This is a genomic window from Ruegeria sp. YTSA144 (assembly GCF_059610125.1).
Genome location: NZ_JBXWNA010000012.1, coordinates 1 through 14740, shown reverse-complemented (window position 1 = coordinate 14740; position 14740 = coordinate 1). Strand labels below are relative to the sequence as shown.

Below are 14740 nucleotides of genomic sequence, written 5' to 3'. Positions count from 1 at the left end.
ATTATGACGGCCCAAGCTCCCGCTATTTTGATCCGTTTTCGGGACATTGAGCGCGGGTTGTCCTGATTGTCGATACCATGGACCGCGTGAATGAACGTCAGGGTTTGAGAGAAAAGCGTCGGCCCAAAGTCAGAAAGACCGAGTTTGAAGTTGCCTTAAAGCCGTTCTGATCGTCCATTTCATATTGGTATCCCACGTTTACAGCCCAGTCTTTCGTGACCGCCCGTGTATAGGACGCGCTGAACGTACCGCGCTGGCGCGGGTTGGGTTGACCGGTTCCCTCGTCTTCCTGGTCGATGTAATCGACGCTGAAAGACAGACCCGATACCGGGTTGATGAAATAGTCATATGTCAGAAACACCAGTGTTTCACGTGTTTCTATGCTCTGCGTACTGGTGCCGACCCGGCGTTGCACCGTTGCTCCGATCCGGGAACTGGCCAGCTGGTAGCTGTAGTCAAGCTGCCCGATCGGCGTGACTTCGTCGAATGGTCCTCTGGTCAGGCCCAGGTTGAAGCTGAATAGTCCGTTGGCGCGCTGAAAACTGCGGCCGGCCGTTGCGTTTATCCGTGACCCATTGACCCCGAATGTCTGGTCAATCTGAAAATCCGCCGAGCCGTCTGGCAGGGTTTTGTTCCATGCGAAATCCCAGACGAAATCCTCGGTCACGGTGTTGGTATTGGTTGTGCGCTGGGTGTCATCCACCTGACTGTAACCGATATTCGCACTGACGGTGGTGACAGGGGATATGTCATAGGTCCCCCCTACTGTCACAACCGTCGTTTGCTCATCGGTTCGCACGTTGTCTTCTGCCGAGAAATCAGTGTAGCCGAGACGCAAGTTGGCCTGGAAAACCGGTGACACCCGCAATGTCGTGATCGCCGTGTAATCGCTTGACTTGTTGTCGAACAGGTTCGGATCGATTGTGTTTGTATAAGTGCGTTCGCTATAGCTGTAGATGAATTGGAACCCGATTGGATCATTCAGGCCGGTTTGCCAATTCAGGTTGCCCAGGGAGTTGACCTGATCCCCGATGGTTCCGGTCACATCGGCGGCATCAATTCTGCCATCCAGATTGGTGTCGGTCAGTGAACGATTAAAAGCCAGATCCTGTTCGCGGTAATCCAATAGCAGGTCAAGCTGGCTGTTCTGGCGCGACCGCTGATACGACAGGCGGGCAGTCGGGTCCGCAAAACTGGAATCCGTCCCGATAATCGGCTCATTGGCGATCCGGTACAGCCCGGAAAGGTCAAGAGCCAGTCTCGAATCCGAGGTCTGTTTCAGAATACCCAGGGCCAGCGTATTCTCCCACCAGGTCGTGGACCCAAGCGAAGGGTCGGTCAGGCGAAGATTGCTGTCATGTCTGAGCGACGAGAGATAATCCAGGGTCACACTCAGGCCGGTCCCGGTCCCAATCTGCTGACCGGTCGGCAGGCCGACCCTTCGGGCCGGATTTCGCTGTGCCTGTTGTGCGATCAGTTGCTGGCTGGGTGTCTGCTGCACAACCGTCGATGCGACGGTTGTCTGCTGCACGGATGTTTGCTGTGTCGAGGTTTGTGTTTGCTGCGCAGTCGTTTGCTGTGTCGAGGCCTGCTGCCCGACGGCTGGTGTAAACGAACTTATGACAGCGATCCCACCCCCCAGAATGGTGGACAGCCTGCTCCTGGATTTCCCCACCTGTATCAGCCCCTATTCGAACAAGCGGCGTGCTGGTACGACAACCACGTCTCCGGGTCTAAGCACTGTATTGCCTTGGATGCCACCGCCCGAGCCTTTGTAGTTATAGGTATATTTTCTCATCACGCCTGTTTTACTGTCAGCCCGGCGCAATTCGATGCGCTTGCGAGCCGCGAAATTGGTCAGACCACCGGCCTGAGCCAAAACCTGAAGAATTGTCGTGCCTTCGGTTGCCAGATGCTTGCCGGGCACATTGACCTCACCCATGATGAAAACATCGATGGTTGGTCCGGATGCGGCCTGTCCGCCCAGAAGCGGCGGCGGAGCCAGCGACGCCACTGAAATAAAGACTGTCGGCGGCGTATTGAAATTCGAGGCCAACGCCGATGAAAGCGACGCGCTCAATCCGCTGGTCGACTGGCCGGCCGCACGGATCGAGCCGGCAAGCGGAAAGTTGATGGACCCGTCCGGCAGAACCAGGATGGTCCGATTCAGGGTGGGGTCTTCGAGAACTTCAACCTGCAGCGCATCACCCGGTTGGATTTGATAGGATTGCGCCCATGATGCGGTGGCCACGATCATGGTAATGACAAGAGCGATTAATGATCCGAGGACTGTACGCATATTCAAATCTCTCACTTTTTCCTACTTATGCCTTCCCACAAGCTGCAAAACAATCAGCAGGGAGTCTGATACATACAAGATGCGGCAGAAATGCAGCGGCATCATTGGCTCTGTGTTAGTGGCTGTTGGTGGGTACAGCGTTCAGCTGTTCAATCTCAGCCTCCACCAATGACGCGATTTCCGTAGAAGCCCCGCTGAAAGCCCTGGCCTTATGGAAAAGACGCAGCGCATCTTCGTTCCGCTCCAAAGCCGCATATGTTTTTCCCAGATGATATAGTACCAGGGGATGTTCAGGGAACGCCGCTGCCGCAGGTTCAAGATAGGCGGCGGCCTCTTCATAATTTCCCACCCGGTAGGCGACCCAGCCATATGTTTCCTGGAAGACCGGTTCCTGTGTGCCACGCAGACGTTGCGCCAAAACCTGTGCGCGCCGCAGACTCTCCTCATCGTTGCGATATGTTGTCAGCAGGCTTGCAAGATTGTTGGCTACAATCAGAGAGCGATTGGTGATCGGATAAAGCTTTTCGTATGTTGCGATTGCCTGGTCCAGATCTCCGCTGCGTTCGTAATCCGTCGCCTGCAGCATGAGCAAGGCCGGGTTTTCAGGCAGATTGGCCAATGCCTCGGTCAGAATTTCCCTGGCCTGATCGGGCGCGTTCCGTTCCGTTGCCAATCCGTGCAGCGCAATCCATGCCCGCGTCGTAGTCGGATACTCCTCAAGAATGACACGGTAGAGCTGCTCAGCCTCACCGCGGTCGCCTTCACTGATCAACGCATGGGCTTTGATCAGACGGATTGGCAAAGAATCTGGGTCTTCCGCAAGCAACTGGTCAAGATGGGTGAAGGCTTCGACCGTCTGCCCTTTTGTAAGCATCAGGCGAACAAGCGCGATATCGGCGGGCAGGCCAAATTCGGGATCATCCGCCAGCTCGTTCAGGAAAGAGGTCAGCTCCTGTGTGCGTTGCTGTGCGGCCAGCATATGCGCCCTGAGCTCATTCGCAGAGCGTCGTGTTCCCGGGCTGTCCAGATCCCTGATGGCATCAAGGACGGTTTCCAGGCGGTCCCAATCCTGCATGCTCAGATATACTTCTCCCAACAGAAGCAGAAGCTCGGAATGTTCCGGAGCCTGGTGCAGGGCTTGGGCCAAAACACGTTCGGCGATCACCAGATCACCTTCCGCGATCAGAAATCGGGCATAGCGCAGCGTTTCGTCCGGTGCGTTCCCGGAAATTTCCGTCGCCAGCGCCAGCATCTCGCCCATCAGTTCCCTGTCTCCGTTGCGCTCATGCGCCTGGGCCATCAGGGTCATCAATTGCGGGTCGCGGGGTGCCTGACCGAGCGCTTCGCGCAAAAGCACAATCGCATCGCCGGTCTTGTCCTCGTCAATCAGCCAGGACGCCTTGAACTTGAGAGCGCTGACCTGAGCTGCATCCTCGGACAGGACTTTTTCAACCAAAGCACGGGCTTCATCAGGCTGGCCGACCTGGAACAGCATGAGGGCAAACTCTACCTCACTGGCGCGGGTCTGTATGTTTCTTTCCGCCCCTTCCAGCAGTGTCTGCATCTCGGCGATCGCGGTCTGTTCATCACCCGATCGGAATTTCAGCGCTGCACGCACCGTCTTGAATTGGAACGTGTTCGGGCCGTTCTGAGAGATGATCGTATCCAGCTCGGCAATGGCCGCCGCAGAGTCGCGGTTATCGTTCAGAAAGGCGATCAGCCGCTGTGTCGGCATGTGATCTTCAGCAAGCGGATCCACCTCGGCCCGCAGCATCTGTTCTGCCGCATCCAGATTCCCCTGATCGATATAGTGTTCCACAAGCAACTGCTCGACGCCCTCATCGTCAGGGAATGTCACGGCCATCTGCCGAAGAAACGCCTCGATTTCTGCGGGCATATCCAGTTCCTGAAGTGCGCGGAGCCGGATTCCATAAAGGCTTTCTTCCATTGGATCGGTGGCTATGGCCACCTCTGTTTCCTCCAGAACACCGGGCCAGTCCTCATCGCGGATCAGATGGTCAATTACGATCTGGCGCGCGGTCATCAGTTTCGGATGGCTTTTGATCATCTCGCGGGCCCTATGGACGGCGACGTCCACACCTGCGAAATCCCCATCCCTGACAGCGTCGGTATAAGCCAGCATGTTATTGATGGATTTGATTTCGATATCATCCGGAGCCAGAGCGCTTGCCAATGCGCCGTGACGCCTGACATCTTCCCAATTCCCCACTTCCAGAGCCATCTCAGCAAGGTTGCGATGGCCCTCAAGGTTGTCTGGATACTGTTCTATCAGCCGCAGATACTGACCATATGCAACCGAGATGTTGCCGCGCTCGCGCTCCACCCTGGCAAAGGTCAGGCGTGCTTCTTTATGCTGGCCGTTGAGGTTGAAAACATTCCTGAACTCAACAAGTGCGCGTTCGACATCACCGGCTTCCAGATGGGCCAGCCCGGCCTGGAAATGCGCTTCGGCCCGTTCCTCGGCCGAGTCGCATGCGCTCAGCAGGAGCGCCGCCGCAAAAAGGGCCGCGATCAGCCGTGCGCCAATAGGAGGTACGATCCAGCTCATTGCTGTTCTCCTGCAAAACTCAAGGAAAAAGCATACAACCAATCAACCTGTTCGGCTGTATGGCCCGTTCTCAGCAACCCGTGCCGCGCAGGACAACAAAGATGGTCCGGAACACGATTGAAACATCTGTGCTGAACGACATGCTTTTCCAATATTCGGTATCGTGAAACGCACGCTCAGCAAATGTGGACTGATTGCGTTTCGAAACCTGCCAGGGTCCCGAAAGGCCGGGGCGCATGGCGGTATAGAATTTTCCAGGATAAAGTTCTTTCTGGTTCACCATCATCGGGCGGGGGCCGACCACGGACATTTCACCGATAAAAACGTTCCAGAACTGCGGCAGCTCATCCATCGAGGATTTGCGCAGGAAAGTTCCGAACTTGATGATACGCGGGTCATTGCGCAGCTTCTGATCACGGTCCCATTCTTCCTGGGCTTCGGGGTTCTTCGCCAGATGTTCCTGAAGCACGGCTTCAGCATCATGGACCATGGTGCGCAATTTAAGCATCTTGAAGGCTTTGCCATTCTTGCCGACACGTTCCTGCCGATAAAACGGGGTCACGCCCTGACAGGCAAGAAACGCAGCCAGCAACAGCACCACCGGCACGACAAAAGGCGCTGCAAGCACTGCGAACGCTATGTCAAAAAGACGCTTGCCTCCGCTTCTGTATATCCCTGGATATGACACTGCGGCAGGCACAACAGAAATGCCGGAGTAGCCCGCGCCAGCGTTGGCCACTTCTTTCGAATGACTTGTCACTATTTAAACCCCCAACACACACAATTACTCACGAACCACTCACCAAACTTACGAACCGAACACGCTCGACCTCAACCACATATATTTAAAATCTTATATTTTTATACCACTTCGGCCCTGCACTTACTCACTTGCGAGGCCGCTTTCCCGTATCCAACTGTTAACAAATTCCACCTGCCTTGCAAAACATTAATGCGGGCGAACGTGTTCTTTGGTTGCTGAATACAGGTGCTTTTTTACGGTATCGTAAAGCTGCGCCCAGCTGATCCGACGAAAATTCATGAATTTTCGTTTCCTCACGGGACACAATGAGCGAAAATTTCACCCTTTAGGTTTGATTTCCACCTTTAGAATCTTTTTTAATGTGTGATCACACCAGGTTCTGGTCGCCTCTTTCTCGGTCAACCCAATATGGGCGCAACGGAAACAATCGCACCGATCACCTCAGATTGAGAAAGCGGAAAGGTCAATTCACCGCGTGTGCAGTTTAGTGGTGCCTGCTATCTTGATTTTGTGACAAACTAGTACCCAAGTACTTTTTGTTTTGTGATGTGTTCTTTGTGTAAGGGATTTCTGGTGGTTCAGAGTATGAGTTTGGATAATCTCCGGGGGGCCAGTACGAGGTTTGACAAGGCAGAAGGCAACCGAGGTGCAATGGCGTCCAGCGACGGGTTTTATCTAGATTATTTCGGGCTTGACCGACGGCCCTTCACGCTGCTTCCGGATCCCGGATTCATGTACTGGTCGCCGCTGCACAAGCGCGGTTACTCGGTCCTGCAATTCGGCATCATGAGCTGTGCGCCCATCACCGTGCTGACCGGGGAAATCGGGGCCGGAAAAACCACCCTGGTACAGCATCTTCTCAGCGAGATGGAGCAGTCGATCACCGTAGGGCTGATCTCGAATGCCCAAGGCGGCCGAGGAGAGCTGCTGCAATGGGTCCTGCACGCTTTAGGCCTGCCAATCGACAACGACGCCCCCTATGTACAGCTGTTCCGGGAATTACAGGATTTCCTGGTCGCGGAATATGCAGAAGGGCGGCGTGTGGTTCTGATCTTTGACGAAGCGCAGAACCTGACCGTCGAAGGGTTGGAAGAAATCCGGATGCTGACCAATATCAACTCGAACACGGATGAGCTGATCCAGCTTGTTCTGGTTGGTCAGCCTGAATTGCGCGACATGGTTCTTGATCCCAAGATGCGCCAGCTGACACAGCGCGTGGCCGCAAGTTTTCATCTTGAACGGATGGATGAGTCTTCGGTCGAAGCCTATATCAGGCATAGGATGAAAACGGCTGGCGGTTCAGGCGATGAGTTCACCGAAGAGGCCTGCAAGCAGATTTTCAAGCAAACGCGCGGTGTTCCGCGACTTGTGAACCAGTTCTGCGACTTTGCCCTGCTTTATGCCTGGACGAATGAGGCCGAGAAGGTGGATGAAGAGGTTGTAGAGCAGGTGGTCAAAGATGGCGTGTTCTTTGGCGGAAACTCACTCGAGAAGGAGCTGACAGTCTGATATGGGCCCGGTTCGCTATTACTTTTCCATTTTCCTGAGACGGTTTCCGTATTTCCTGATCGTCGCCCTGATCGTGTCTGTAGCGTCATTCATTGTCGCCAGAACGTTGCCTGCCACGTATGTCTCGACCATGCGCCTGATTGTTGAATCGCCTCAGATTCCGGGCAACCTGGCGGCCAGCACCGTCACGACACCCGCGGCGGAACAGCTTCAGATCATCGAACAGCGCCTGCTGACCCGTCCGATCCTTCTGGAAATTGCGCGCGAGTTTCAGGTGCTGCCCGACCAGGATGAAGCAAGCCCTGACCAGATCGTCAAAGCCATGCGCAAGAACACCTCGATCTGGATTTCAAGCGGTCTCAATCAGGCCAACCTGATGACCATCAGTTTCGAGGCGCGAACCGGTCCGATCGCAGCTGGTGTATTGAATGCGTATCTGACGGAAATCCAGAAGCTGGACGTCTCGTATCGCAAGGAGCGCGCGACCGACACGCTGGCCTTTTTCCAGCTGGAAGTTGACCGCCTGAGCAACGAGCTAAGCAGACGCAGCGCCCGCATTCTCGAGTTCAAGAATGATAATTCCGATGCGCTCCCCGACAGTCTGCAGTTCAGGCTGGCGCAGCAAGGGGCATTGCAGACCAATCTTGAACAGACGGATCAGCAGATATTTTCCCTTAAGTCACAGCGGGAAAATCTCATGAATATCTTCAGTTCGACAGGGCAGGTTGTCGGGCCTCCGCAACAAAACCAGACCCCGGCACAACAGCAGTTAAGTCAGCTGCAGTCACAGCTCGACAATCAGCTTGTGGTCTATTCCGAGAACAGCCCGCAGATCAAACTGCTGCGCGCCAGGATTGAAAAGCTTGAGAAAGTTGTAGCTGCCGAACAAGCAAACGCCCCGGCGCCATCTAACCAGACGGGAAATTCATCCCTTGACCTGCAACTGGCGCAGATCGACTCGCAGATTGCAGCGCTCGAAGATCAGCGCCGGGTGCTTCAGGACAGGCTCGACGCGCTGACCCTGACGATTGACCAGACCCCGGCCAACGCCATCACGCTTGCAGAACTGCAACGCGAACACGACAATATTCAGAACCAGTACAACGTCGCGATCAGTCGCCTGGCCGATGCTTCAACCGGGGAACGGATCGAAGTCACGTCCCAGGGGCAACGTATTTCCGTCATCGAGCATCCCTCTACGCCAAGCGAGCCGGCCAAGCCAAACCGCTTGATGATCGCCGGCGGGGGCGCTGCCTTTGGCATCGCACTGGGGCTGGGGCTTGTGGTCCTGCTGGAGATCCTGAATCGCTCCGTGCGTCGGCCCGAAGACCTGATCAGCAAGCTTGATGTCTGGCCGATCGCCACTATTCCCTATGCTCCGTCCCGCGGTGAAGTGTTGATGCAGCGCGCGGTATGGGGTGGGATCATACTGGCCATTCTAATCGGAGTGCCGGCCGGGGTCTGGGCAGTGCATACCTATTACCTGCCTCTCGATCTTATTACCGAGAGAGTGATGGATAAACTGGAGACATACTGGTGAGTATTGTTTCGATTGATTTGGTGAATGTGTGATGGACCGTCTTCAGAAAGCGATTCAAAAGGCGCGCGAGGAACGGCAGAGCCGCGAAAGCCCGCCGCCGGTCATGGAACAACCGCCCCGTCATGCCCCGTCAGAAGACGCTCGTGACGCCCGGTGGCAAAGCGTGCCCGAGATACAGATCGACCCCAAACTTGCAGTGCGCAACCGGCTTGCATCGCTTGCTGGCGGCGGAGACGCCACCCCCTATGACATGTTGCGGACCAAGATGCTGCAACAGATCTTGTCCAACAAATGGCGCAGGGTGGCATTGACCTCCCCGTACAGCGGGTGCGGCAAAAGCACGACGACGGCCAACCTGGCGTTCAGCCTGGGGCGGCAGGAAGATCTGCGGACGATCGTGATCGATTTCGACATGCGGCGCAGGGGGCTGGCCGAGATTCTGAAGCAAACCGGCAACCACAGCATGGCCGACGTCATTCAGGGATCGGTGCCGTTTCACGAACATGCGCTGCGGTATGGCAAGAACGTGATTTTCGGGCTGAATTACACGCCCACGCGCAACCCGGCGGAAATCTTGCAAAGCCGACGGGCGATCGAATTTCTCGAACAGCTCGAGGCGGATTACAAACCCGACGTCATTCTGTTCGACACGCCCCCCCTGATGATGAGCGATGACAGCCACGGCTTTCTCAGGAATGTCGATTGTGCCCTGCTTCTGGCTGCGGCCGAAGAAACCAGCATCGACCATATCGACGTTTCCGAACAGCAACTGGCGGAACTGACCAGCGTCATGGGGATCGTGCTGAACAAATGCCGATACATCAGCGGGACGTTTGGCAATGAGTACGGATCCTACTGATACGGCTCCGGCCGATGCGGTGATCATTCCCCATTACAACGATTTGCCCCGGCTGGAACGATGTCTTCTTGCCCTGAGAGAGAACGATCTGACGGCGACCGAAATCGTTGTCGTTGACAATAACTCTCCGGTGTCGCTGGACACGATGCGCCAGGCCTTCCCCGAGGTGCGTTTCGTGGTGGAAACCCAAAAGGGCGCGGCCCATGCCCGCAATCGCGGGGTTGCAGAAACCAGGGCGCCCCGGCTGTTTTTCATCGATGCCGATTGCGTACCCGCGCCGGACTGGTTGAGCGTCGGGCGTCAGGTCGCGGATCAAGCCGATCTGATTGGTGGCCGGGTAGATGTCTTTGACGAAACCCCGCCCCCGCGCAGCGGCGCAGAAGCGTTCGAGGCCGTTTTTGCATTCAACTTCCGCAGGTATATCGAGGTTCAAGGGTTTTCCGGCGCCGGCAACCTGCTGACCCGGCGCGATGTGTTCGATGCGATCGGCGGGTTCATCAACGGTGTCTCGGAAGATCGGGAATGGACCATGCGCGCGGTCGCGCGCGGGTATAGCCTGATCTACCGGGACGACTTTCGTGTCAGCCATCCATCCCGGCAGAACTGGCCCGCCCTCAAGGCCAAGTGGCGGCGCACGACCCAAGAGGCATATCTGCTGCATGGCACCAACGCCGCCGCGCGCATGCGGTGGGCGATCCGTGGATTGGCCATGCCGGCCAGTGCAATTGTGCATACCCCGAAAATCCTTACCAGCGACAAGCTGGCCTCGGCGGGCGAAACCAGTCGGGCGGTCATCACGTTGTTCCGGCTCAGATGTCAGCGGATGATCTGGATGTTGCGCCAGGCAGCAGGTGGCGACATCTGATCAAAAGAAAAGGGACCGCGAAACGGCCCCTTGTCCTGTTTGTCAGGTTTGTGTGTCGCTTAGGCGGCCTTGCGGCGACGCGTCAGAGCCAAACCACCAAGCGCTGTCAGAAGCAGCAGACCACCGGCGGGCAGCGGAACTGGTGCGACGTCGAAATCAAACGTAACCGGCACCGGATTGCCATTGGCATCGGTCGCCCCTTGAGAGTTGGCCCAGCTGAACACCAAATTCTGGCTCAAGCTGTTCGGGCTGACGCTGCTGAACAGTGTGCTGAGTGTCGTCTGAACACCGCCCAGAACCGACGTTGATGCCAATACGTTGGCAGGATTTAATGCGTCGACCCAGCTCACTGTCAGAGCCGTGAAGGTACCCAGCAAATTTACAGTGATCGAAGCATTCGCTACACCAAAAAGAGGATCACGGGGCGACTGGAAGTTGACTGCGTACATTCCAGGTCCACCCATCGTGGAAACCGTACCGGAGAAGAGCGTGTCGGAGGTGATGTCATATCCACCCCCCAGCAGAGGACCACCACCCGCTGACACCGAGGTCAGAGCGCTGGCCGATCCGGCCATCATCACAGCAGCAACAATCCCTGCCGCCATCATTTTCAAACTTTTAAACATACAAAGTCCCACCTTTGATTTTTATAACACAACCCGCTCGAAATCCCGGCAGGGCACCTACTGCAATTATTAATAATTCATTTCCATTTGATTGCGAAGGATTTTCCTCGGAATTGTGGCTTTTTTTTGTCGCAAGGGCCCATTGTCCGGCACAATGGATACCTGAGTTACAGTTTGTTTCCCTATCGTGAACCAGAATCACCCGAATAAGGCGAATCTGCGTCTGGAGAACATGCCGACTTGCCGGCGATTCCAAGCGTTTTCACATTGCACCAAGCATAATCCGAACCGGTTCAGGCAATGCAGAACCACGCCCGATCACTCTGTCATGAAATGCAGCCGGCACGTCTTTTCACATGACGGGCGCCCCCGTGCCGCACAAGGCAAGAAACAATACAAATCATTTCAGCGCACTGTCCACTTTCGGCCCGCGACAAGGGCCCTGCGGATCGCGACAGAAGGGAAAAAGGCCACAAACCCGGGCTCCGCCATATTTCTTCTTCGACGGTCCGAAAGTTTCGTGTAGCTTTGGATTGTTATTGTACCAAGTTCAGGCACGCATTTTCAATCGGAAGCCCTTGTTTAGCCGTTTGTCTATTGTGCCTGCCTATTTAGCGAGGAGACATTGCGCATGGGCGTTGGCCAGAACATAGCCGCTGAGAATGCGAACTGGACCTTTGGGGGCAGTGTTCCCGATACGTTTGTAGACCACATCAAATTGTCTGTTCCTCTTTATGAAATGGGTCACGGCCTGATCTGTCAGGTTTCCGATTTCTTCGTCCGCAATGACAGTCTCTGCTATGAAATCGGCACATCGACCGGAGAGTTGATCCGCAAGCTGGCAGAACACAATGCGGGAAAGCCGGACGCACGCTGGATCGGCATCGATGTCGAACCCGAAATGGTGAAGGTCGCCGAAGCTCATTGCGCGGACGTCCCGAACATTTCCATTCTTCATGACGATGCCCGTCATATGGAGATGGAAAAGGCGGACATGATCGTCAGCTATTATACAATGCAGTTCATCCCGCCCCGGTACCGGCAGGAACTGTTCACCAAGATCTACAACACCCTGAACTGGGGCGGTGCGTTTGTCATGTTCGAAAAGGTCCGGGGGCCGGATGCGCGGTTTCAAGATCTTGTGACTCAGCTCTACAACGAATTCAAAATCGGCAACGGATTCTCAAGCGAGGAAATCGTCGAAAAGGCGCGCAGCCTGAAAAGCGTGCTGGAGCCATTTTCCACCCAGGGCAATCTGGATCTGCTGGGCCGGGCCGGTTTCAAGGATGTGATGAGTATTCAGAAGTATATTTGTTTCGAAGGTTTTCTTGCTATCAAATGATTGCTTAACGCGATTTTGGGCGGTGGCCACAGTGGAATTCGGCCCCACAGCCCGCTGGACAGAGGCAGCCAGGAACGCTGATGAACACGTCTGTTTCAAATCTCAATGACACGCGCCCGGACATCGGGCCCGGTCCAGATGTGGCTGCATCCCGCGAGACCAGACCAAATGCTGCGGAAATGACATGAGCGTATCGGCACCTTCGGACAAACTGGCCTTGCAGACCCGGTCGGCCCTGCTGGCCACGCTGGCGGTTCTTGCCTGCCTGTCCGTGTTTCTGGTCAACGGTGGTCCGCTCTATTATTTTGACACAGGCAGTTACATCCGGCAGGGCAGCGTGGCCCTCAACAGCCTTCTGCCGCCGGTGAACGAGACCAGCACGACAGGCGGCACTTACACCGCAGATGAGGACGGGACTGCAACCGGCTCCCGCTCGCTGATTTATGGCCTCATCATGGCCGCGTTTTTTCGCGCCGACGCCCTTTACGCTGTTCCGGTCATCCATCTGGCTGCCACGCTTTTTACAGCCTGGATGCTGGCGCGGACGGCGGGCCGGTCTCTGGGCGGTGCGCAGAACACAATGCTGATGACGGCAATCCCGCTTCTGGCGGCGGCCAGCACCTCTTTGCCGTTTTACATCGCCTATATGATGCCGGACATATTCGCACCAATTCTCCTGATCGCGATTGCCGCACTCACCGCCTTTGGGCAGACAATGCGCCTCTGGGAGCTTTTTCTGATCTCGGGGCTGGCTCTGTTCTGCATTGTGCTGCATCCGTCGCATCTGGCGATCACAGGGCTGATGATCCCTTTTGTCGCCCTGACGGCTCTGGGTCGCAGGATGCCGGGGCGCTGGCGCGCAACGGTCCTGATGGTGATGCTCCTGACGCTTGCGGCGGCCGAGCGCAAGGCCTTCCAGATCACCGTTGAAGCCCAGATGAACAAGGAAGTTGTCTATACCCCGCATATCACTGCGCGGCTTATCGTTGACGGGCCGGGGATGGACTATCTGAAGGATGTCTGCCCGGATGCAAGTATACCAACCTGCGCGCTGCATGAGGCGCTTTCATGGTCGGATGACCCTTACAGACTGACCGCATCCCATATCATTTTCGAGCGCTCCTCTCAGTTGGGGTCGTTCCGTCTGCTGTCGCCGGAGGAGCAAAAACAAGTGGCGCTGGCACAGGGGAACTTTGCCAAGGCAGTCTTCCTGTCCAGGCCGATTGCGACGTCTTTCGCATTGGCCAAAAACGGCTATCACCAGATTATGCGCTATAGCGTCAACATGACAATTCCGACGGATGTGGAATTGACCAACGCGCGCACCCTGGCTCGCCTCGACGAGGCGCAGTACGATTTGATTCAGAAAGGGAATCTGGCCTGGGACAGGGGCTGGATAGAAACGGCCGATATCGTGCACGGCGCGATCTATGCCGTGTCTTTTGCCTTTATCGTGTTTGTTCTGCTGCGGCCGGGTCGTGTGTCGCGTGACATGAAGCTGTTTGCGCTGTTCATCCTGATCGGAATAGCGGTCAACGCTCTGGTCTGCGGAGGAGTATCTCAACCCGCGGATCGTTACGGCGCGCGCGTGATGTGGTTGTTGCCCTTTACAGCGGCCTTTCTTTTCCTTGTTCAGCGCTCAGGCGCTTCGCGTATCATTGCCGGAGATCCTTCGTGAGTTCAGATCAATCCCTTTCCATCAGCGTGGTCATGCCGGCCTACAACGCCGAACATCTGCTGCCGCGCGTTTTGCCCCCATTGATTGAAATGCTGAATACCGGACAGGTGCAGCAGGTTCTGGTGGTGGATGACCAGTCCCCGGACGGCACTGCGGCGCTGGCACGGGAAATGGGCGCAACCGTTCTGGCCACGCCCGTCAATGGCGGTCCCGGAGCCGCCCGCAACCTGGCCGCCCAGCAGGCCACGGGCGATATCCTGTGGTTCGTGGATTCCGATGTCATCGCCTGGCCCGATGGCCCGGAACATATTCGCCGGGCGATGTCCGAAGACAATGTCGGTGCCGTGTTCGGATCCTATGATGATGCCCCGGACGGGCAGGCCTGGTTTTCACGCTACAAGAACCTTCTGCATCGCTATCACCATCAACGGGCCCGCCGCGAGGCGCGCACCTTCTGGGCCGGGTGCGGCGCCATCCGGCGCGACGTGTTTCTGGAGGTCGGTGGGTTCGACGTAAAAACCTATGAGGTCCCCTCGATCGAGGATATCGAACTGGGCTACCGGATCGCGGCCACCGGCCGCCGCATCCTGGTCGAGCCGCAGTTGCAGGGCAAACATCTGAAAGTCTGGACCATCCGCAACAGCCTGAGCACGGATATCTTCTGCCGCGCCCTGCCCTGGGCCCGGCTGA

12 protein-coding genes are annotated in these 14740 nt (G+C 56.2%); 7 read left to right on the top strand and 5 right to left on the bottom strand.

Annotated elements, in window-relative coordinates:
- Positions 1 to 97 precede the first annotated feature (97 nt).
- The 4 genes from AC2FF8_RS18610 to AC2FF8_RS18595 form a co-directional block, all read right to left on the bottom strand.
- Complete coding sequence (locus AC2FF8_RS18610) at positions 98 to 1531, bottom strand: hypothetical protein (RefSeq protein ID WP_170346997.1); 1434 nt, start codon at positions 1529 to 1531, stop codon at positions 98 to 100.
- A gap of 156 nt (positions 1532 to 1687) precedes the next feature.
- On the bottom strand, positions 1688 to 2299 hold the full coding sequence (locus AC2FF8_RS18605; RefSeq protein WP_496873985.1) for a polysaccharide biosynthesis/export family protein: 612 nt from the start codon (positions 2297 to 2299) through the stop codon (positions 1688 to 1690).
- A gap of 115 nt (positions 2300 to 2414) precedes the next feature.
- Positions 2415 to 4868 carry a tetratricopeptide repeat protein gene (locus AC2FF8_RS18600; RefSeq protein ID WP_496873986.1) on the bottom strand — a complete coding sequence of 818 codons (2454 nt, stop codon included), beginning with the start codon at positions 4866 to 4868 and terminating at the stop codon, positions 2415 to 2417.
- Between the two features lie 70 nt (positions 4869 to 4938).
- Positions 4939 to 5568 carry a sugar transferase gene (locus tag AC2FF8_RS18595; protein WP_496880454.1) on the bottom strand — a complete coding sequence of 210 codons (630 nt, stop codon included), beginning with the start codon at positions 5566 to 5568 and terminating at the stop codon, positions 4939 to 4941.
- 795 nt (positions 5569 to 6363) lie between these two features.
- On the opposite strand from AC2FF8_RS18595, the gene AC2FF8_RS18590 reads away from it, so the two are divergent.
- Genes AC2FF8_RS18590 through AC2FF8_RS18575 form a run of 4 tightly spaced genes read left to right on the top strand, consistent with a single transcriptional unit; the run spans position 6364 to position 10404 of the window.
- A complete protein-coding gene (locus AC2FF8_RS18590) occupies positions 6364 to 7140 on the top strand; it encodes an ExeA family protein (protein ID WP_224859198.1) in 777 nt (258 codons plus the stop codon).
- Between the two features lies 1 nt (position 7141).
- Positions 7142 to 8680: a GumC family protein gene (locus tag AC2FF8_RS18585; RefSeq protein ID WP_496873989.1), complete on the top strand. Its 1539-nt coding sequence runs from the start codon at positions 7142 to 7144 to the stop codon at positions 8678 to 8680.
- A gap of 31 nt (positions 8681 to 8711) precedes the next feature.
- Positions 8712 to 9539, top strand: coding sequence for a CpsD/CapB family tyrosine-protein kinase (locus tag AC2FF8_RS18580; RefSeq protein ID WP_170347007.1), 828 nt, complete (start codon positions 8712 to 8714; stop codon positions 9537 to 9539).
- Complete coding sequence (locus AC2FF8_RS18575; protein WP_480719026.1) at positions 9520 to 10404, top strand: glycosyltransferase family 2 protein; 885 nt, start codon at positions 9520 to 9522, stop codon at positions 10402 to 10404. The genes AC2FF8_RS18580 and AC2FF8_RS18575 overlap by 20 nt, the downstream gene beginning before the upstream one ends.
- 59 nt (positions 10405 to 10463) lie before the next feature.
- On the opposite strand, the gene AC2FF8_RS18570 is transcribed toward AC2FF8_RS18575, so the two are convergent.
- Positions 10464 to 11030, bottom strand: coding sequence for a VPLPA-CTERM sorting domain-containing protein (locus AC2FF8_RS18570; RefSeq protein ID WP_496873990.1), 567 nt, complete (start codon positions 11028 to 11030; stop codon positions 10464 to 10466).
- Between the two features lie 631 nt (positions 11031 to 11661).
- Here AC2FF8_RS18570 and AC2FF8_RS18565 point away from each other — a divergent pair.
- The 3 genes from AC2FF8_RS18565 to AC2FF8_RS18555 form a co-directional block, all read left to right on the top strand.
- Positions 11662 to 12372, top strand: a complete 711-nt coding sequence (locus tag AC2FF8_RS18565; RefSeq protein WP_170347013.1) for a methyltransferase domain-containing protein — start codon at positions 11662 to 11664, stop codon at positions 12370 to 12372.
- A gap of 184 nt (positions 12373 to 12556) precedes the next feature.
- The gene (locus tag AC2FF8_RS18560) at positions 12557 to 14050 is read left to right on the top strand and encodes a hypothetical protein (protein WP_496873991.1); all 1494 of its coding nucleotides are present in this window, start codon (positions 12557 to 12559) and stop codon (positions 14048 to 14050) included.
- A partial coding sequence (locus AC2FF8_RS18555) for a glycosyltransferase family 2 protein (RefSeq protein ID WP_496880444.1) occupies positions 14047 to 14740 on the top strand: 694 nt, incomplete at its 3' end. The genes AC2FF8_RS18560 and AC2FF8_RS18555, both read left to right, overlap by 4 nt.